Here is a 19,465-nt window from a genome sequence, read left to right as displayed (position 1 = left end):
GGAAGTGGTCGTGCTCGTAGCTCTTGTTCTTCTGCTGGCCGGTGGGTCTGGTCGGTGATGCTGGTTGTGGTGATCGGCGCTTCGGTGGTCACGGGTGGGCCTCGTCGGTGGTGTCGGAATCGGCGATGTTGATCAAGTGCAGGGGCAGCGGTCGGTCGCGGAGCGCTTTGAGCGCGGCGGCGGTGCCGCGGGAGACGGTGGCCGCAGTCTCGAGCTCGCTGACGGTGGGCCAGGCGCCATGGCGCTGGGCGTGCTGCGACGCGGCCGCCTCGGCCCGGTCGCGCGCCGGTGACGGCGCGGCGCGGGGCGTCGAGGCACTCGTCGGAGCACGCCCAGCGCCCTCCGGCTCCGCGTCCTCGACCTCCGCGTCTCCTGGCGGGTGAACGGCGCCGGGGAGCGCGTCGGGTTGTACGAGGGGCGGAGTGAACGGGGGCAGTTGAACGCCGTGGTGCTGAACGGACACGACGTCGAACGCTGGGTCCCGCGGCGGCGGGGGCTGAACGGCGTGATCGGGGTGCGCGGTCGCGAGCAGGTAGAGCAGGTGCGCGACGACCGCCGCCGCGATCGCCGGCCAGGCGCCGACCCCGAACCGCAGCGCCGGCGCGACCTCGACCGCCGGCCCTCCGGCGAGGTAGGCGGCCTGGGCGAGCCCGGCCGCCGTGACGACGACCGACCATGCGTAGCGGGCCGCGCCGTCGCGCAGACGGGCGGTGGCGCTGTAGGCCACCAGCGCAAGCCCGTCGGTGATCAGCGGGTAGAGCCACGCAATACCGGTCGGCACCCGCGCCGCTACGGCGACCTCGAACAATCCGTGAGCGGTGGCGATGGCCGCGCCGAGCGCAACTGCCAGACCTGGGAGCCAGAGCAGCGCGCCCCTCGCGCCCGCTCGGGGCGCCTGGTTGTCGACGTCGCCCACAGGGTCGGTCTGATTCTCAGCCACCGCGATCACCCCGCGTCGGCGTCGCCGGCAGCGTGCGCGGCTTCGCGGTCGTCGCCGTGCCAGCGGGTGAGTTGCTCGCGGCGGGCCTGGTCTCGGAGGGCGCCGTTCTGGTGGGCGGCCCCGCGGTTCGCGTCCCGGACCGCCATGGGCGTCCTTGCGGGGTCGCGCGCTGCCTCGCGGTCGAGCTCGGCGACCGCGGCGCGGAGGTCGTCGAGAGAGCCGCAGAAGCAGTGGAACTGGTCCGGCGCGATCGCGTTCATGTGCGCGAAGTAGATGTCGCTGAGGCGGTCCCACTCGGCGCGCTCGGCGTCGCGTGCGCGCTGCTCCGCGCGACTCTCGGACTGGTCGGCAGCGGTCATCGCGACCATCCCTCGCGGCCCCCGGTGCCGTTCATGGCCGTGCTGATGCCGGCCCCGTTCGGCCGGTTGGTGTCCTCGGCCGCCGGCTCCGGGGGCGCGTCATCCCGAGCGGCGGCCCACCACCAGGCGATCGATGTCGCCGCGCCGGCTCCGGGGACCGGTGTGGCGCCGAGCGGGGCGCTGTTCCACCCGGGCCGGGTCTGGTGCCGTTCCCGCGAGCACGACGCAACCGAGGTCTTGAATCGACGCACGACCCCGGGGCGCTGGCGGTCGTGCCAGTCCCCGGCCAGTTGGACCGACGCGCCCCGGCCCTCGTAGGCCGCGCGCCAGGCGTGCATCAACCAGAGCAGCTCCTCGACGACGTCGGGGTGCCAGAGCCAGCACTCGGGCAGCACCGCGGCACCGTCGGGGTAGCGCAGGAAGACCGCGTGCAGCCAGCGGCACAGCTCGTCGAGCAGCGCTGCGAGGGCTTCGGAGTCGGTCGGGGCGGCCAGCCACGAGGGCGCCACGGTCGGGCCCGGGCGCGCGGGGACGGCGGACACGGCGTCGGCGAGCTGGGCGACGGTGCGGGCCAGGTCGTCGACCCGGGTCGGAGTGCCGACCAGGGCCTCCAAGCCGCGACGCAGCCCGTCCACCTCACGGGCGAGGCCGGCGAGGGCCTCGACCCGGGCGAACTCGCCACCGTCGGTCCCGCCGGGCTGTCCCGGTGGGCGGCGGGTCACCGGGCCCACCCCGGCTCGCCGTCACCGTCGCCCCGCGTGTCCAGCTGCACGTCAGTGGCGCGGTGATCGTCGTCGTGCCAGCGGATCAGCTGGTCGCGGCGCTCACCCTCAAAGCTCGCTTCCCGAGTGGCGATCGTGGCCTGCAGGTCCTCCACGCGCTGGCGCAACCGCTCGAGGTCGTCAGGTGGCGCCGCGTCGTCCGCGGTGACGGGGTCATCAGCACCGGCAGCCTTGGTGGTCACCGCACCGGTCGACGACCCGACGCTCCTGCTGTCGTCAGAGCCTCCCTCGTCGGCAACGTGCTCGCGGAGGCGGCGCTCGTCGCCGTGCCAGTCCTGCATCGATCCACGGTCCGGCTCGTCCCGGCCGATGCGAGGTAGGTCGTCGAGGGCGTCGCGCTCGGGCAGCGGGGCGAGCTCGGCGAGGGCCTCGAGGCGTCGGTACTGCGCCCACGCGTAGGGGTCGTGGTCGTGGGCCCAGTCGGAGTGGATCGCCCGCTCACGGGCTTCAGCCAGGGCGTCGTCGACCTCGGTGCTCGGCTGCAGCGACCAGCCCGCCGCGGGCGGGGTGTTCTCCTCGAGCCACGCGGTGCGTGCCACGGCTTCGGCGTCCGAGGCGGGCTCGCGCCAGTCCGGGTCGCCGTAGTCCGCGGCCGGGTTGAACGGCGAGGCCTCGTCGGGCCGGCTGTCGAGGTAGGCCTCGTGCTCGTCCGCGGTCCACTGCGCTGGCTGCGTCGGTTGGCCGGTGCGAGCCTGCTCGACGAGCGTCGCGCGCTCGGCGGTCAGCGTGCGGACCCCGCCGGGCGCGGTCAGGTCGACCAGGACGAACCCGTCGCGCTCGGCGATCGCGGAGGAGACCTCCCCGTCGACTGCGTCCGGGTCCTTCGCAGCGGGTCGTCCGTCCAGGCGGACGACCTGCTCGGTGTCAGGGTCGGTGTAGACGTCGGTGTCCGGGTCGTAGCCGGCGACATCCACCCCCGCGGCCTGGGCCAGGCTCTGCGCGCGGTCCGCGCGCTCCCCCACCGTCAGCTCGCCGCCAGCACCGCGGGCGGCGGCGGTGCTCCGGACGCGGTCGGCGGCGAGGCCAAGGGCGTGTTCGCTGGGCGGCAGCGCGGTGCCGAGCTGCTGGCGCCACGTCGCAGCCTCGGCTGCGAGCGCATGGTCGTAGTCCTCGCGGACCAGACCGATGTAGCCGGCGACCTGGGCCGGCATGCTGATCGCGGGCTGCCCGGCGGCGCGACGCTCGGCCTCGTCCCACGCGGCGTCGAGGTCGCGCAGCGCGACGGCCTGGTCGGCAGGGCTGCCGGTGTGGGCGATCTCGTCGCAGTACGCGGCACGCGCGATCAGCTCCCGGTCGGTGAGCTGCTCGGGTGGCAGGGTCGGGTCCGGCGCCGGCCATGCGGGGTCGGCCTCGACGGTGCGGGTCCGATCGTCGGTGGGCTCGCTCATCAAGGACTCCTGTACGAGTGCGGCGTGCTCGACGCTGTCGAGGTCGTGCTGGGGCTCGTCCGCATCGAGGCGGTAGCGGTCGTGGTCGAACTCGGGGCCCGCCGTCAACGCGGCTGCCTCCGCGCGCTCGACCTGCTGGGCGGCGCAGGTCGGGAGAGGTCATCGCAACCACGTCCGATCACCGCCGTGCTCGTGGTCGTGCTCGCCGAGCACGGGAGGGGCGACGGGCTCGACATCGATCACCAACGGCGGCCCGTCCTGCGTTTCCGCAGGAGGCGCCGAGCTCGTGGTCCGCCGGCAGGCGTTCACCAGCCGCCGCCACCAGGCGCCAGTGCTGGCGGTGCGGCGGCGCTGCGGGGCGGCGACCCGACGCCGCAGGGCGGCGAGTCCGACCTCGGCCCACGCGCGGGTGCGCTGCCACCGGCCTCGCCACCCGGTCGCGACCTGCTGACGCTGGGCGCGCACGTCGCTGCGGGTCCAGGCCATGCGCGCCCGCCCGATCACCGGGGCGATCCCCCGCCGGTAGACCACGACCTTCCCCGCCGGGAGATTCGCAATCTGGGCCGGGGCGAGCACTGGCACCTTGCGCACCGTCCGCGAGGCGACTCGCCCGCGCATGTCTGTGGTGGTGATCCGCTCGTCGCGCTCCCCGGCCAGCGTCGACCAGAACTGCAGATCCTCGCGGTCGCGGGTGCCGCCGAACAGCAACACGGAGCCGGTGTTGTTCAAGATCGTGGCGGTCTTGTGCTCCCCGTACCGGGCCAGCAGCTGGGCGCGGGACTGGAACGGGGCGATGATCGTGACCCCGCGCCCGCCCATGTCCGCGGTCCAGTTCTCCAACGGCACCGGGCTGATCAGCGCCGCCTCGTCCAGCGCCAGCAGCAGCGGCGGGTCCAGCCGCCCCGATGGCTTCTGTACGGCGAGCCGGCGGGCCTCGCGGGCGATGTGCCCGGTCAGCGCGCACACCAGCGGGCCGGTGTCGGCCTCCTCAGCGCCGAGCAGGAACACCGTCGCCCGCGACCGAAGCAGCTCCTCCACGTCGAAGGGCTGATCCGTGGGCGCCGCGGCGGCCGCGGCGTCGGGATGGTTGAGCCACCCCAGGGCCGGCATGATCGAGTTGGTGATCGAGGTCCGGGTCCGGTCGTTGGTCTCGACGAACTGCTCGGCGGCCTTCTCGAACGACTCCACCTGAGAACGGCGCAGCAATGCCGGCACCTCCCGCGAGGCACGCGCGTTGTCCGCGACCCACCCGAGCACGTCGCGCATCGACCCGCCGCCGAGCGCGGCCGCATGAAGCAGCGCCGCGAGGACTCGGCGGGCTTGGGCGTCCCAGCGCTCCGCGTCCCCGTGGGTGGCCCGAGAGGTCGCGGAGACCATGTCGGTGGCGCGTTCCATCGCGGTCACCGGGTCGGTGCAGCCGGTCAGGGGGTCGAAGCTGATCGTCGAGCGCAGCCCGCCCAGGCCGACCGGGTTGAACACGAACACCGGACCCCGGCTCTTCTGCCGGATCGGGGCGCACAGCTCCAGCAGATCGGTGCGGGTCGAAGTCACGACCGCCGCGCCCGGAGCATCGAGGACGCGGCCGGCGAGCCAGCCGGTCTTGCCGGTGCGCGGGCCGCCGAACACCAGGGTCACGTCCTCGACCGAGGACCACACCCGCTGTAGCGCGACGCGGCACAGCTCCACCCCGACCGCGGAGGTCGGCACCGCCCACCCCTCGCGGCGCAGCAGCGGCCCCAACGACGGGCGCACCGTGCTCCCCCGCCGCCGGGTCGCGACCGTGCCCGCGTGCCGGGCGATGTCGATGGTGGAGGCGACCCCCGCGCGGCGGCGTGACCGCGCCGACCACCGGGTGATCGTCGCCCGCGACCGCGACCAGCGGTGCCAGCCCACCAGCACCAGCACGGCGATCCCGACCAGCAGCGCCGACCAAGACAGCGCCTGCAGCAGCGTCGTCGCCGGCAGCGCCGCCAGCGCCCCGCACACCATCGCCGGCCGGATCGCCCCGCGCGTCAGCGACACCGCTGTCGCTGCGCACAGCAGCACCAAGATCACGAATGTGCCCATCACCGTGACCACCCGCCGTGGCCGGACGGGGCGCGATCAGCCCCGTCGGCGAGCCAGTAGCCACCGTCGCGATGGCCGAGCTGGAAGCGCACGCCGTCGCCGAGCATCCGCCGTGCCCACCCCTGGGCCGCCTCGTCGGTCATCACCTCGTCGGTGCGGCCGACCAGCACCGCGTCGACGAACAGCGCCCACGTCACCGGCCCGCCGGCCGGGGCCTCCCCCAACGGCAGCCCGAGCATCGTGGCCGCGACATCGGCACGGACCAGCTCCGTGCCCAGCAGCAGCGGCGCGGTCTGCCCCAGGGCTGTGCTGGGCGCCGACGTCCTGCGACCTCTACTCCTCGACATCGGACCCTCCCTCCGTCTCGCGGCGCCATGCCTGCAGGGCGGCGGCCCGTCGGGCGCAGCCGTCGACGTGGCCGGTCTCGCGGTCGTCCGGGTGTGAGGCGAACGGGCCGGTGTCACGCACACGCCCTCGGCAGGTCGTGCACGCCCACACCGCCGACCCAGGGCAGCCGGGCTCGCAGGACGGCGCGGCCGGGCGGTGCTCGACCAGCCACTCCCACGCCGCCTCAGCGCGCGTCCCGCCCTCGAGGGCGGCGGGCAGCTCCAACGCCTCGCCGACGTCGTCCCAGGTACGACCGGCACCCCGGGCGCGCAGCGCCCACTCCCGCAGCTGGCCCGCGGCGACGTCGGACACCAGGCGCCCCGCGCGCACCCCGGCCAGCGGGTCGTCCAGCGCCGGACGTGACAGCTCGTGGAACCCCTCGATGGGCTCCCGGTGCTCGATCGCGTCGAACGCGATCACCGCCACTCCGCGCACGAGCTCGCGGGTCCTCCACGCCGCCTGCTCACGTCGGCTCACCTCGAGCGCGCTCATCGGGCACCTCCCTCGGCTCCGGTCTGCTGATCACGGCGCAGTCGGGACGCCCATCGCTCGACGGTCCGCACGCTCACGCCGAACAACCGCGCCACCTCGGGATGCGGCCGGCCGGCCTCGAGGAGCGCGCGCCACCGCGGAGCGCCCAGGCCGGTCGCGGGGCGCAGGTGGCGGCGTTCCTGCTCGGTCAGTCCGCCAGCGATCCCGTACGGCATGCGACGCAGCGCTTCGGCGAGACAGCTCGACCGCACGGGACAGCGACGACAGACCGCCTTGGCCGCCATGACCTGGGCCTGGTAGGCCGGGCCCAGCGACGCCACGGGGAAGAAGAGCTCAGGATCCTCGCCGCGACAGGCCGCCCAGGCTCGCCAGTTCTCGCGTGCTGCCCCTGCATCGGTGCCGGGCGTGGAGAGGTTCATCGCGGCCCTCCCTCGGCATCGGCGTCCTGCGTGCCCGAGAGGGCCGGGGTGGTGGCCTGGTCGACCGTCGACATGAGCGTGGAGATCGCTCCGGGCAGGCTCTGTCCGGCGGGAGTGCCGATGAAGAGCACCAGGGCGACCAGCGAGAACACGACGGCGCCGGCGGCGGAGCGGGTCTTGGCGCAGATGAAGGCGCCGAGGATCGCGAAGAGGATCAGGAGACCGACGCTGGGCATCACGCGCCTCCCAGAATCTGGTTGTCGGGGTGCGCCATCGCGGACGCGGCGTCGGACCCGGCCGCCCACGCCTCGGCGATCGACCGGTTCACGTACCAGCGGTTACCGATACGACGCGCCGGGAGGACGTGAGGAATGAGCCGCCGAATGCGTTGGCAATTCGTGCTGGCCGAACCGTTCTTCCCGACCTCACCGAACCAGAGGCGCGCCACCTCCTCCACGGTGATGAGTAGTCCGCTGTCGCCGCGCCCGATGACCTCGGGCGCTTTCTTGCGCTCTTCCATGTCCGCTCCCGCTCTCACGTCCCTCGTGCTGCGGCCCTGACGGCCACCACCCGTTGACGTACTGAACGGTGCTGTGACGAGGCGTCGCGTTGCGACGCCTCAGATGTCGCATCTCCGCCGTGAGCGTCTCCCGACGTTGCGTCCGTGTCTCGTTTCGTCGTACAATTGACGCTTCCGGGAACGAGTTGGGGAGTCGGAATGGCCGATCCCGTTGTCCTGCGCGACCTACTTCGCGAGAAGCACTGGCAGAAGTACCAGACGTTTCTTCGTGAGTACGACAAGGCCGCGGCGAGCATCGACAGCTCGTTGGTGGGCACGGCGCCGAGTCGTGCGCAGCTGCACCGTTGGCAGTGCGGTGAACTGAAGGGCCTGCCGCATCCTCAGCACTGCGAGGTCCTCGAGGCAATGTTCCCGGGCCGCAAGGCGGCCGAGATGTTCGTCCCCGCTCAGCGCAGTGCCGCGCCCAGCACCGCCGACCTCGCGGTCGCCGTCGGGGACGGCCTCGAGGGCGTAGCCCCGGTTCCTTCGGCGTGGTCGACGCCCCTCCGTCCCGTGCCCGAGTCCTCTGGCCCGCTGCCGGTCGACACACTTCGAGGTCCTGCCCACGACCAGGCCGAATCCCTGGCGAGAGCGCTCCAGCTCCTGGGCAAGCGCCGGCGCATCCCCGACGAGGAGATCGCGGAGCTGGCGCTCCTCGCCGGCCACCTCGTCGACCTGGAGATGGAGTGCACCATCGACATCGAGCCCGACGGATGGTCCTCGGTCACGTACCGGTTCGAGCTCCTCAACCTGACGAACGCACCGATCAAGCGCCTCCTCCGGGAGCAGTGGTTCGAGAACACCGACGGAGTCCGCATCGAACCGCATCCCGACGGTGAGCGACGGGTCTCGATCCAACGGCTGCACGACATCGGCAACATGACGAAGTTCGCCTGCGTGCTCTCGCCGCCGATCGAACCGGGCGGTATCGGAACGGTGTCATACACTTCCCGCGGTGGCCGCTTCGTCCACGACCACTATTGGCAACAGTCCACTCCGCGGAACACCCGGCACCTCACGCTGACGATTCGTCACCGCGGCGTAGATATGCTGGTGGGCTGCACCGCCGTAGAAGACCAGCCGGATGGCGCGCAGGTCTCCGCCATCGATGACCTGTTCTGCGTCGAGGACGACGAGGGCGCACTCATCACACTGACGCGCGATTATCTCCAGCCCGGCCAATCGGTGACGATCCGATGGGAGGTCGCGCGTGGGGGATCGTGACCGCGTGGAGCGCCTCGTTCGCGGATGGCACGACCTCGAGAAGAAGGTCGGCTCGAGCGCGGTCATCGACTTCGACTGCGCGCCTGATGTCGTCGGGGACGTCGTCCAGGACAGGTTCGAGGTCCTCGACCGGTTCCTCGCGTTGCGATCCGAGGCGGACGACTGCGACGACGTGAGCTACGTGCTGGACGCCCACCTCGCCTACCTTCGAGCGCTGCTCGGTGAACGCCTCGACTTGGCCGAGTACATCGAGCTCACTCAGGGCGCGCCCACCACAGGCTGGGCGCCCGCCTACGTCGCCGAGGTCGGCGAGCAAGCGCGCCGCGCTCTCGCGGACGTCGACGTCGCATGGGACGACCAGACGCGCACTGCTTTCGACGCCTTGAGCCCCACCGTGCCGGCGGAGGACGCCGGCGACGTCATCCGCGATTACGCGCGCGAGTACGAGGCGCAGGTCAGGAGCCTGACGGGAGCGGAGACCACCTTCGAGCTCGACGTGGAGACGGTGGAGGTCGACGCGTACTGGTCCTACTGGCTGGACGGCGAGGGCCGACGAGCTCGGCTGCGGATCAACCGGCGCAACGCGTCCTTCACCCAGGTCGACGCCTACCGCTTCGCGCTCCACGAGGTGCTGGGGCACGCGCTGCAGTACGCCAACCTCACCGACGTCTCCGAGCACGCGGAAACGCCCTGGCCCCGGCAGCTCGCCATCCACTGTCCGCACCAAGTCCTCTTCGAGGGCCTGGCGCAGGTCCTTCCTCTCGTGGCGAGCCCGGACGACCCTCTCGTGCGGGCGCGGACCCGGCTCGACCACTACGTGCAGCTCGTCAACGCCGAGCTCCACCTCATGGTCAACGCCGGCGCCAGCGCGTCGGCCTGCCGTGACCATGCGCTGTCGAGGTTGCCGTTCTGGCGACCGGCCGACGTCGCATCCGCCCTTCGCGACCGGTCGCTCGATCCCCAGCTGCGCTCCTACCTCTGGGCGTACCCGGCCGGCATTGACTGGTTCCTCAACGTGCACGATCACCGCGGTAGCCTCCTCGCGGAGGTTCTGCATGCCGGTTACCAGCGACCGCTTGTCCCGCGCGAGCTCGAGCAGCTCTGGCCCGCCGGACCGCGGATCGGCGGGAACGCCTGACCTGTTCGTCTACGGCACGCTCGCACTCGACGACGTGGTGCGGACGTTGATCGACCGTGTTCCGGCGAGCGAGCAGACGAGCGCTCCCGGGTGGCGGGCGGCGCGGCTGCCGGACCTGCCGTACCCGGGTCTCGTCCGCGATTCTGAGGCCGAAGCGACAGGTCGGGTGTACACCGACCTCAGCGAGACCGAGTGGAGCGTCCTCGACGCCTTCGAAGACCCGACGTACTCCGTCGAAGTCGTGCGCCTAAGGTCGGGACGGTCGAGCCTTGCCTACGTCTGGCCCGACGAGGTGCTGGCCGACAGCTGGACGACGGGCTCGCTCGAGGGCGCCGACATGCAGGCCTACCTCGAGCGTTGCTCCCGTTGGCGCGCCGGCTGGGAGACCCGCAGCGGAAGTGGCTGAGCGCCGCCTCACCCGCTCGCGTGACATGCCGGTGTCGTCTCCCCGTCGATGTCGGTGGTGCTTCCTACCGTTCTTCCGTGCCGGAGGACTCGCCGCAGGGAGAAGACGCCCGCCCGCTCACCGTGCTCGAGCGGCTCGTGCGAGCTGGCATCGAGGAGGAACGGGCGCGCACCTGGATCCACTCGGGTGGTGCTCGCGTCGATGGCGAGCCCATGACTGATGTCGACTACCCGGCCGAGCCTCCCCGCCGCGTCGTCCTCTACCCCGCGTGACTCCTGAAGTCCTGTCGCTCTCCGCGCGGCTCAGCGGTCGGTGCTGACGCGAGCTGTTCGAGGAAGCGGTCGAGACCTACGCGGTCGTAGAGGTCCTTGGCGTCCTCTCCGGGCTCGCCGACGAGCACGCGGGCGTGGGGCAGGGCAGCGACGAGGCGGTCGAGGCAGGCAAGCCCGGCGCCGTCGTGGTCGGGGACGATGACGACGTCGGCGCCCTCGAGGACCCGGGTGAGGGTCTCGACGGGTGGGCTGCCGGCTCCCCCGGCCCAGGTGGTCGCGTAGACGCCGTGCAGGGCGTCGCAGGAGGACTCGCTCTCGCAGAGCACGACACTCTCGCCGGCGGCCGCGGCCATGCGGACCTCGTCCTCCCGGTAGAGGGGCAGATCGACTTCACGCGTGCCGAGCAGGCCCGGGACCCACTCCCCTCGCGCGTTCCGCGACTCCCACCGCATGGTCTTGGAGCCGTCGGCTCGGCGCATCCGTTGCTTCGCGTGGTCGGGGCCGTAGAGGTGCCAGGCCTCGTGGCGGTAGCCGGCCCTCTCCGGGTGGGCGGCGTTCTTCAGCTCCGGCCATTCCCGACGGAGCCTGCGGAGGTGGACATAGCGGCTGGGGGTGATGTGAGGCGGCCGCTGAAGGTGGTTGGGGCGCAGCCCGAGAGCGCGCAGGACAGCGGTGACCGAACAGCCGGCGTGACAGTGGAGCCAGGCGCCCCGATCGTCGTCGCGACGGCCGATCGCCAGGGCGGCCGAGTGCAACCCGGTGTGGCCGTGCGCGGGGCACTGCCACTTGCGTCCGGCACGGCGACAACCCATCGCCGCGAGCACCTCACCGAGCCAGTGTTCGGGCGAGGGCGTCAGCGTGCCGGGACCGCTGCGTTGGCTGGGGACCCGCGTTGTCGGGCTCGACGTGGTGCGGGCCTCGGTGTCGGTCATGACGTTCTCCTCGGGATTGTCGGGAGGGTTCCCTGTCGAGCGGTCTCGACGCGCGTACGTGGAGTCGGGGCTCGGGGCGATGGGTGGAGGCGTGCTGTCTGCCTCCACCGCCCAGCGGGCGCGCCTCGGGCTGCGGAGGCTCGCGGTCCAGGGGCCGGACGCAGTCCGGTCGCGCCGCGACGCGCAACGCCCTTGACCGCGAGGGCGGCCCGATCAAGCTCCCCCGGGCACCGACATGGACCAGGGCAGCGCCGCGCAGCGGCTCCGCCATCGGCCCGGAGGGCCGCTCGGCCCGGGCGGCCTTGAGCCCCTCAACTGACACCGACCTGACCGCGGACGAACTCGCCGACGGCGAGCGCCTCGAACGCGGCGGCCGCGGTCGAGTCCCAGGGGGCCAGATCGGCGAGCTCCTCGCCGGCGACCGGGTCGCCATCGAGGGCGGCGGCGAAGAGTCGCTCAACGTAGCCGCGTGGCGGCCCTGTCGTGTCGTCCGTCGAGTGGCGATAGGTGCTGGTCGGCGGGCTGAGGTCGGGTGGGAGCTCGTGGTCGTGACGCATACCGGTTGGAAGGTCGGGGCCGGTTCCGGGTTCCCGGGTCGCCCGGACCTGTGGACGGGGACCTGCGGAGCGGCGCCCTCGTCGCAAGGGCGCCGCCCGGAGGTTCAGAGCGGGAACCGCAGACCCCTCGCAGCGGCCGCCGCACCCATGGCGGCGCGGGCGCGGGCCCGGCGGGACTTGAGGGTGCCCTCGGCGACCTCGAGGCGAGAGGCGGCCGCACCGATGTCGAGGCCCTGCAGGTCGACGAGTTCGACGGCGGCGCGTTGCGCGGGGGTCAGCACCGCCAACAGATCGTCGAGGACCGCGCTCGCATCCAGCTGTTCGATTGTTCCGAGGGCATCTGAAGGACCGTCAAGAGAGCGCCGAATCTCGGTGGCGACCTGTGCCGGGTCGCCGAACAGCTCAGCCGGGCGGGACCGGGCCCGGCGGGTCGAGTCGAGGGCTGCGTTGTGCGCGATGCGGTAGAGCCAGGTGCCGACGGCGGCATCCCCGCGGAAGGTGTCGGCCTTCGTCGCCACCTTGATCCAGGCGTTCTGCACCGCGTCGTCGACCTCCCCGCGCGCACCCAGAATCCGACGGGCCGCGCCGACCATGACGTCGTGGTATCGGGTCGCCAGCACCGCCAGCGCGCCACGGTCGCCGTGCTCGGCGTAGGCGGTCAACAGCTCGCGGTCCTCCCGCTCGTCGTCGGCGGACGCAGCGACGCATCCGCTCGTGGGCGTCGTTGCCTTCGCCCCGCTGGCCAGGTCGCGCGCCTGGCTCGTCGCCTCGGCGTGCACCGCCCCCGGCTGGCTCGGCTCCGGCGTGCTCCGCCGCGGCGCGGGGTCCACATCGTCAGGACGGAGGAACGGCGCGGGAGGCGCGGTTGGTGAGGTGAGAAGTCGCGCGCAGTGGGTCCAGACCTCGGCGAGTCGGCGGGCGGCCACGCGATCGCAGATCTGCCAGAGCACCGGTCCGACGCGAACCCAGACGTGGGCGGGAACGATCTGACCGCTGATCTCGCGGCGACGCTGGTAGCCGACGGAGCTGGCGGCCGGGGTGCCGTACCGAAGGAGAAGGGTGGGCGGGTACGTGCCGGGCTCGATGCCCAGCCAGGTCAGCGACGCGGTCCAGGCGAGCTGCTGGCGCTCGGCCAGGGCCAGGGCATCGGTGAAGCCTCGCGCGATCCCCGCCGCAGCCTCGACAGCGGTGACGTAGGTCAGCGTGTCCCCCACGCGGACCCCGACCTGCTGGGACGGCGTCCCGTAGTGGTGGGCGAAGGCCTCGGTAGTGAGCTGTCCGGCCACGCGGTTGGTGACCGAGCGGATGACCGAGGTGTGCGAGCTGGGGTCGACGGACACGTGAGCCTCCCGGGCCAAGAGCGCCGGGGCTGGTGGGCCCCGGGGCGATGGGTGGAGGCGCCTGCTGCCTCCACCGCCCGAAGGGCGCCGAGTGGGCCGCCGAGGCTCGCGGTCAAGGGCCGGACGCAGTCCGGTCGCGCAGCGACGCGCAGCGAAGCGGAGCGCCCTTTACCGGGAGAGCGGCCCGATCAAGCTCGCCGGGGCCCACCAGACCGCGCCGCGCAGCGGCGTCCGCTCGGGCCGCAGGCCCTCGGCCACGCGGCCTTGAGCGTGAAGACCGACATCGACGAGAACGGCCATGCCCGCCAGGGACGCTTCCAGCTGTGTCGGGTTTGGTCGCCCGGCTACCCGGACTCAGCGGCGAGGTCGTCGACCGAGAGGTCGCGTCGGACGCGTAGAAACCGGGTCGCGTGTCGCCAGCGGCCCTGCTCGAAGGCGGTGTCGGTCTCGATCTCGACGACGAGCTCGGGGACGACCTGCACGTGGTCGATCTCGTCGCCGGGCGTCTGCCCGAACCGGCTCGACGGCAGGCGGGTCGGCCATGGGTGACCGAGAGGCGCGGGGCGCAGGAGGCGCGCGACCTGCGCCCACGCGGCCGACGAGAGGGGTCCGGTGCGTCCGGCGACGCGCAAGCGCCCCTGCTCGTAGCTGCCGAGCACCAGCCCACCGGGCTGGCCCAGGCCACCCAGGACTCCACCGACGACGGCCTCGGCGGTGCGTCGTGCCTTGAGCTTCTGCCAGCCGCGGGCGCCGGGTCGGTAGCGCTGGTCGCGCTTCTTGGCCACGACCCCCTCGATGCCTGGCGGCTGGTCCCGCAACCACGCCGCTGCCGCGACGACGTCGGTCGTCATCGGCACCAGCCCCAGACCCGGTCGCGGCTCGGCGAGCAACGCCTCGAGCACCCGGCGCCGCACGTCGTAGGACTCGCCCCGCAGGTCCCGCCCCTCGTGGCGCAGGACGTCGAACACCGCCAGGTGCGCAGGGGCTTGCCGGGCCAGCTCGGCGACCCGGCGGGCGCCAGCGTGGAGGCGGTGCTGGAGCGCGGCGAAGTCGACCCCGCCGCCGGCGGGGATGACGAGCTCACCGTCGAGCACGAGGCCCTGCGGCAATTTGCGGGCCGCCGAGACGATCTCGGGGAAGTACCGGTCGAGGGCCTTGCTGCGGCGCGAGTCGAGCCGCACGTCGCCGAACTCCGACACCGTCAGCAGCGCCCGAAACCCGTCGAACTTCGGCTCGTAGGCCCAGCAGTCCGCCGTCGGCAGCGCCTCTACTGACCGCGAGAGCATCACTGCGACCTTCTCCACCACCGGCGGCGCAGTCTCACCTGGTGGTGCGCCGCCCGCTCCCCGACCAGTGGCTGGCCTCGATTGGGCGACCGTTCCGCCCCCGGTTCCGCTGCAGGCCGCAGTGCTCCTGCTTCCTGCCGCTGACAGCCTCGGGTTCGAGGCGATGGAGCTCGCCGCGGACACCGGGCTGACCCTCGCTCGATCCCGGTGAGTGCTTGCATCAATAGTCGCCAGTGGTCCATCGGACAGGTCACGCGAAGGAGAGCTGCGCGAGCGCAAGATAGCCCCTTCGATCGCAGCAGGCTCGACGTTTCGTGGCGGCATGTGCAGGCACCCCGTTGAGCGCAGTGTTAACTTCTATGGGCTTTCGACGAGGGCTTGTTCGGTTACGGCGGTGGTCGTTTCGACCACTCACTGTCAACATGCGTACATTCGGCGAATCGCCACCGGTGGCCTGGGCGAAATCGAGCGGAGCTGTGCGTGCGAGACCGGACGCGACCGCCTCGACGATCGCGGTCACGGGGCCGGTCACGTTCTGAACGACTTCGTTGGCCAAACACCCTTACCCTGGCACGTACGAGGACCGTCTCCCTCCTGGCCGCCGCGCCAGCGGCGGCCGTCTCCGGCGCTCCAGGCGTTCCCCGGATTCGCCGAAGACGCGCAAGGATCATTCACTGACTTCCCGCAACCGGAGCGCAGAGAATGCAGTAGGCCGCAACACTGAAGAATAACCGCCGCATCCTGTAGTTTCGCTACGTCGAGAGTAACAGTGCACGCCAGAGAAGCACTGACTGGTGAATCTAGCATCACAGCACGACCACAATCTGAACAATCAATTGGATCATACAGAGAGTCACAACTCGTGTACGAAACGTGGTTCTTTCCTGTTACCACCCGATTCGACTAGAGCCTGACGATGCATCTTCGCGTACCGTCAAGGTGCGCTGTCGCTCCTCGTCGCCGATTCGCCGCGACTTTCGGCCACTTATCGATCTCCGGCGTCAGCGCCTGGGACCGCCCACCACTTAAGCCGCTCGGCTTCTGCATCGACCGGAGGGTGTGCGATGGCTGAGGACCCACTTGCGCTGTTCGCCGTGGCATCCGCCGGAACAGTCGAGCAATGGGACGGCCACCCCACACCACCCGGAATTCTCCTGCGCTGGTTCCTGCCCACCGGGATCGATCCTCCCGACTTTGGGTTCGACGTGCACCGAGCGCGGGTGCCCGACGTTCCACCGTTGCCCTTCAACGACCTGAATGTGCCCTTTGTCGAGGGAAAGCCTTCCTGGACCTACGGCAGTGTCACCCTGTCCTGCCCGAACGGGCTGCATTTCGAGCCGGCCCAGCTCATCGGCTGGTGGCAGCTCATGGTGACCGCGTCCAACCCGCTGACGCTTGATTTCGCCACGCCAGCCTGGCTGGTGCAGGTTGTGGCGGGTGACCGCACCGTCGGGCTGGACGCCATCGGGTCCAGCGGAGGCACCGTCCGGGTCAGTGATCGGCTCACGGTCTTCGGCGCGTACTTGACGTGGCGGACCAGGGGTCTCCAGCGGGTCGTTATCACCGGCGAGGGCTCGATCTCCTTCGCTGGCTTCCACTTGCTCGAGGACAAGGCGTCTTGGCAGCTCCTGAGCCATCTGTGCCTGCCGGTTATTGACCCGGGCTACCCATGCGGGCCGCTTAGCGGGGTCGACGAGGCCGACACTGCCAGGCGGCGGCTGCCGGCGGGCCCGGCCACAGAGTGGTCGACCAGGTTCGCCGCCCAGTTCGACGACATGCTGCCCGTGCTGCGTCGGCTGGCCCTGCACGGTCCGAGCGAGCAGTTGCCATCGTCAACGGACCCGGAGGCACCGGCGATCGGTGCGGACGACCGCGCGCTGCTGGAGTTCGGCCTGCTCGACCCGCACGTTGCGCGCATGGCCGGATTCGCCTTCGACGACCCGCTCGGCGGCGTGCTTGACGGGGTTGAGTACATCTACAAGGTCACCGGCGCCTGGCGGGGCACGCCGGCCGCCTACTTGGCTGCGGACGGCGATGTCCTGCAACGCCTGGCGGCCGATGGGGCGGCCACGGTGGTCCCGTCGCAGACTCCGCCCGGAGTTGAGGTCACCTTCACCCCGCCTGTGCTGGAGCTGGATGCCACATGGAGCCAAGGCGCGGGCGTGGTGTGGGTGGTGACCGACCTTGGGGGCGGAGTCACCAGCGGCGTTCTCGGCTCGGACGGGCAGCTCACAGCGGGCAGGGTGGGCAGCCTTTCGCTGGCCTTCGCGGGGGCGGCGCCGGTGTTGGAGGCGCTCTCGTTCACCCCGCGCGTGACCCGTGTCGGCCTCATCCCCGGGATCGTCGCGGTCGAGCCAGGTCCGCCACCTGGACCTACCTCGATCAGCGCAGTAGTCACCCGGTTGAGCCCGTCGCTGCCGGCCTTGGCGGCGCTTGATTGGGTCACCGACCGGGCGCCGGATGGCACCGTGCAGGAGGGCTCTCCGGTGGGGTACCAGGTCGGGCACCGCCAGCTCGCCACTGACCCGCGCGCCCCGGAACCGACACCGCCGGCCTGGACCGACCGCAGCGACCTGGTCGCCGACGGCGGCCTGATCTACCTGCCCGAGCCAACGGCGCAGCGCGAGTCGATTGGGCCACCAGGGCTGTACCTCGACGGCCTGCACACCCGGCTGTCCGAGGGGTGGTGGGGCTGGTGGTGCCGTGGCGTCGACCTCTTCGGCCGGGTCAGCGGGCCGACGCCGTGGGCCGTGGCCGCGGTCGCCGACGACGGTCCGCCGCCCGCCCCGGTGCTAATCGCGGCCGAGTACCTTCAGCCCGCCGTGCCCGTCATCGCCACTGGGCGTGGGCCGGAGGCGGTGCGTTGGCTGGCCGACCATCCCGACGCCGACGGCTTGCTGGTGAGCTGGCGCTACGGCCCCGACCAGGCCGACCAGAACGGAGACGTAACTCGCTTCCGGCTGGCCCTGCGCCACCCGGCACCCGGACAAACGGGGCCGGGCGCGTACCCGGCCTTCCCATCGGGGCCGCCCGGCGCGACATCGGGCACCACCGGAATTGTGGCCGAGCTCGGCCCGGTGACGATCCCGATGACAGCATCCGTCACAGCCGCGACGACAGACCCTGTCATCGCGGTCACGATCACCGCGGTCACCGCCTTGCCGCCCAACCCACTGACTCCGGCTGCAGGCCGGGCGAGCAGCCTGTGCCGGGTCGACCTGGCGGGCGACGGCACGGGAACGATCTTTGCCGGCGGCACCTTAACCGTCGCCGGGTCGGCTCTCAGCGTCGTGGCCTGCGGCGATGGCCCAGAGCTGGTCCTCACCGTCGAGCACCCGACCGGAACGGTGGTCGTCGAGGGACCCGCCGAGCTCCGCGCCCCCACCGGGCGGATCGTGGCCGTCGAGGCCGCACTGACACCGCCGACCGTGGCTGGCCTACGGGCTGGCGGCGGCCTGCTCACCTGGCAGAGCGTCGGCGGTGACGGGCGGCTCGTGGTCGTGGTCGCCAGCGGCTCGCGGCTGCTGTGCGCCTCCGGCGACGCGGGTCCGGCCGTCGGCTCCACCGTTGCGTGGTACCCCGACTGGTTCGCCCAGCTCGACGGCAACCTCGTCGGTCTCACGCCAGCCGCAGACCGGCCAGCAACAGCCCAAGTCGCCGTCCGGGCGGTGCGGGAAGGGGGGCCGGAGTCGAGCCCGAGCGGCCCAGGCACCGTCACGGCTGTGGACGCCACCGTCCCGGAGCCACCAGCCCTGAGCGCGATCGCGTTCGACCCCGCCGACCGGTGTGTAGTCCTGGCGTCTCCGGCCACCCCATTCCATGGGCGGTCGTCGTTTACCGTTCGCTGGACGGCCGACGCGAGCCGCACGGTGCGGGTGTGGCGGGCGCTGGCAGACGAGGTGTGCCGTCTCGACCTGGCCGAGCATGACCGCGAGGGCCGGGCCCACAGCTTCCCCGATCCGGCCTGGCCGACGGGCGTCCGGTCCGACCCGGTCCGCCGGCAGCGGGTGCTGGCCGAGCTAGCCGCCGTCGACGCCGCCCGGGCGGCCGTTGGCCCGGGTCGACCCGACGCTGTTCAGGCGGCCTACGACGCCCTCACTATTGACACTCAAATGCTTCTGGCGCGCCAGACCTACGCCAGCGCCGCCTTCACCGCCCTGACCGCCGAGCCGCTGGCCGGGGACCACTACGAGGACGAGTTCGACGGGCGCAGCCACGGACACCGCTTCTATCGGCTGAGCAGCAGGACTGCCTCCGGGATGGAGAGCGGCCCGAGCGAGCCGACGCCGCCCATCTGCGCGCCGGACGTCGTGGCCCCGGCTGTGCCCCTTGCTCTGCTCGTGCTGGCGGACGAGGCCGGCGGCGCCGTCGCCGTCCGCTGGCAGGCGTCGCCCGACGCAGACCTGGCCCTCTACGAGCTGGTCGCCGCTCGGCAGCCTGTTGCCGAGGCCGACCTCGAGCGGCTGACGCCCGCCCTGACGGTCACACCGAGTCCGCACAAGCCAGGAGCGACCGTCGAAGCCACCCTCCGGCTCGACCCTGGCGACTGGTGCATCTGGGTCAGGGCGGTTGACATGTCCGGCAATTGCAGCGCCTTCTCCCGCATGTTGCGGGGCCGGTCGCTGGTGCCAAGGCCGGCACCACCTGTCTGGATACGGGCAGAGCGTATGGGCGGGGTCGTGCGGCTGGAGTGGAATCACCCCGCCGACGGCCGGTTGGCGACGCTGGTCGAGCGGCGGATGCCGGGGACCGACCTGTGGCGGCCACTTACCGCGGCTTTCCTGCCTCGCGGGCGGTACACCCTCAACGACGATCCACCCGACCCCGCAACGGGCTGGGAGTACCGCCTGCGCGTGGCAGACCACCAAGGCCAGTCGGCCGTGGAGCTGCCAGTCATAACGCTGGGAGGACCATGAC

At 72.0% G+C, this 19,465-nt stretch carries 19 protein-coding genes; 5 read left to right on the top strand and 14 right to left on the bottom strand.

The features are described 5' to 3' along the window. Positions 1–88: 88 nt before the first annotated feature. Genes ACYX4T_RS28040 through ACYX4T_RS27995 form a run of 10 tightly spaced genes read right to left on the bottom strand, consistent with a single transcriptional unit; the run spans position 89 to position 7,354 of the window. Positions 89–949 (bottom strand): serine/threonine-protein kinase, encoded by an 861-nt coding sequence (locus tag ACYX4T_RS28040; RefSeq protein ID WP_476012481.1) that lies wholly within the window; start codon positions 947–949, stop codon positions 89–91. Then, positions 946–1,299 carry a hypothetical protein gene (locus tag ACYX4T_RS28035; protein ID WP_476012480.1) on the bottom strand — a complete coding sequence of 118 codons (354 nt, stop codon included), beginning with the start codon at positions 1,297–1,299 and terminating at the stop codon, positions 946–948. The genes ACYX4T_RS28040 and ACYX4T_RS28035 overlap by 4 nt, the downstream gene beginning before the upstream one ends. Beyond that, on the bottom strand, positions 1,296–2,021 hold the full coding sequence (locus ACYX4T_RS28030) for a hypothetical protein (RefSeq protein ID WP_476012479.1): 726 nt from the start codon (positions 2,019–2,021) through the stop codon (positions 1,296–1,298). Before ACYX4T_RS28030 ends, ACYX4T_RS28035 begins: the two co-directional genes overlap by 4 nt. Beyond that, positions 2,018–3,577, bottom strand: a complete 1,560-nt coding sequence (locus tag ACYX4T_RS28025) for a hypothetical protein (protein WP_476012478.1) — start codon at positions 3,575–3,577, stop codon at positions 2,018–2,020. The genes ACYX4T_RS28030 and ACYX4T_RS28025 overlap by 4 nt, the downstream gene beginning before the upstream one ends. Before the next feature lie 51 nt (positions 3,578–3,628). After that, positions 3,629–5,536, bottom strand: coding sequence for a type IV secretory system conjugative DNA transfer family protein (locus tag ACYX4T_RS28020; protein ID WP_476012477.1), 1,908 nt, complete (start codon positions 5,534–5,536; stop codon positions 3,629–3,631). Continuing rightward, positions 5,536–5,883: a hypothetical protein gene (locus ACYX4T_RS28015; RefSeq protein ID WP_476012476.1), complete on the bottom strand. Its 348-nt coding sequence runs from the start codon at positions 5,881–5,883 to the stop codon at positions 5,536–5,538. The genes ACYX4T_RS28020 and ACYX4T_RS28015 overlap by 1 nt, the downstream gene beginning before the upstream one ends. Further along, positions 5,870–6,415: a hypothetical protein gene (locus ACYX4T_RS28010; protein WP_476012475.1), complete on the bottom strand. Its 546-nt coding sequence runs from the start codon at positions 6,413–6,415 to the stop codon at positions 5,870–5,872. The genes ACYX4T_RS28015 and ACYX4T_RS28010 overlap by 14 nt, the downstream gene beginning before the upstream one ends. After that, complete coding sequence (locus ACYX4T_RS28005) at positions 6,412–6,834, bottom strand: WhiB family transcriptional regulator (RefSeq protein WP_476012474.1); 423 nt, start codon at positions 6,832–6,834, stop codon at positions 6,412–6,414. Before ACYX4T_RS28005 ends, ACYX4T_RS28010 begins: the two co-directional genes overlap by 4 nt. After that, on the bottom strand, positions 6,831–7,070 hold the full coding sequence (locus ACYX4T_RS28000) for a hypothetical protein (RefSeq protein WP_116709536.1): 240 nt from the start codon (positions 7,068–7,070) through the stop codon (positions 6,831–6,833). Before ACYX4T_RS28000 ends, ACYX4T_RS28005 begins: the two co-directional genes overlap by 4 nt. Next, on the bottom strand, positions 7,070–7,354 hold the full coding sequence (locus ACYX4T_RS27995) for a hypothetical protein (RefSeq protein WP_476012473.1): 285 nt from the start codon (positions 7,352–7,354) through the stop codon (positions 7,070–7,072). Before ACYX4T_RS27995 ends, ACYX4T_RS28000 begins: the two co-directional genes overlap by 1 nt. A gap of 198 nt (positions 7,355–7,552) precedes the next feature. On the opposite strand from ACYX4T_RS27995, the gene ACYX4T_RS27990 reads away from it, so the two are divergent. From ACYX4T_RS27990 to ACYX4T_RS27975, 4 genes are all read left to right on the top strand, one after another. Next, a complete protein-coding gene (locus ACYX4T_RS27990) occupies positions 7,553–8,617 on the top strand; it encodes a hypothetical protein (protein WP_476012472.1) in 1,065 nt (354 codons plus the stop codon). 4 nt (positions 8,618–8,621) lie between these two features. After that, a complete protein-coding gene (locus ACYX4T_RS27985) occupies positions 8,622–9,755 on the top strand; it encodes a hypothetical protein (RefSeq protein ID WP_476012471.1) in 1,134 nt (377 codons plus the stop codon). Further along, positions 9,673–10,161, top strand: coding sequence for a gamma-glutamylcyclotransferase family protein (locus ACYX4T_RS27980; RefSeq protein ID WP_476012470.1), 489 nt, complete (start codon positions 9,673–9,675; stop codon positions 10,159–10,161). The genes ACYX4T_RS27985 and ACYX4T_RS27980 overlap by 83 nt, the downstream gene beginning before the upstream one ends. A gap of 77 nt (positions 10,162–10,238) precedes the next feature. Beyond that, positions 10,239–10,433 (top strand): hypothetical protein, encoded by a 195-nt coding sequence (locus ACYX4T_RS27975; RefSeq protein WP_476012469.1) that lies wholly within the window; start codon positions 10,239–10,241, stop codon positions 10,431–10,433. Here ACYX4T_RS27975 and ACYX4T_RS27970 read toward each other — a convergent pair. The 4 genes from ACYX4T_RS27970 to ACYX4T_RS27955 form a co-directional block, all read right to left on the bottom strand. Beyond that, positions 10,421–11,365, bottom strand: a complete 945-nt coding sequence (locus ACYX4T_RS27970; RefSeq protein ID WP_476012468.1) for a hypothetical protein — start codon at positions 11,363–11,365, stop codon at positions 10,421–10,423. The genes ACYX4T_RS27975 and ACYX4T_RS27970 overlap by 13 nt on opposite strands. A gap of 311 nt (positions 11,366–11,676) precedes the next feature. Further along, the gene (locus ACYX4T_RS27965; RefSeq protein WP_476012467.1) at positions 11,677–11,922 is read right to left on the bottom strand and encodes a hypothetical protein; all 246 of its coding nucleotides are present in this window, start codon (positions 11,920–11,922) and stop codon (positions 11,677–11,679) included. Between the two features lie 104 nt (positions 11,923–12,026). Further along, entirely contained in the window at positions 12,027–13,208 is a 1,182-nt protein-coding gene (locus ACYX4T_RS27960) for a sigma-70 family RNA polymerase sigma factor (protein WP_476012466.1), read from the bottom strand. A 398-nt stretch (positions 13,209–13,606) separates the two neighbouring features. Then, on the bottom strand, positions 13,607–14,569 hold the full coding sequence (locus ACYX4T_RS27955) for an ATP-dependent DNA ligase (protein WP_476012465.1): 963 nt from the start codon (positions 14,567–14,569) through the stop codon (positions 13,607–13,609). A gap of 1,043 nt (positions 14,570–15,612) precedes the next feature. On the opposite strand from ACYX4T_RS27955, the gene ACYX4T_RS27950 reads away from it, so the two are divergent. Beyond that, a complete protein-coding gene (locus ACYX4T_RS27950) occupies positions 15,613–19,464 on the top strand; it encodes a hypothetical protein (protein WP_476012464.1) in 3,852 nt (1,283 codons plus the stop codon). The last annotated feature ends 1 nt before the right edge of the window (position 19,465 follow it).

The organism is Actinomycetospora sp. ABD4_176 (assembly GCF_056311855.1).
The sequence above is the reverse complement of the archived record's forward strand: the minus strand, read 5'-3'. Positions and strand labels throughout refer to the sequence as shown.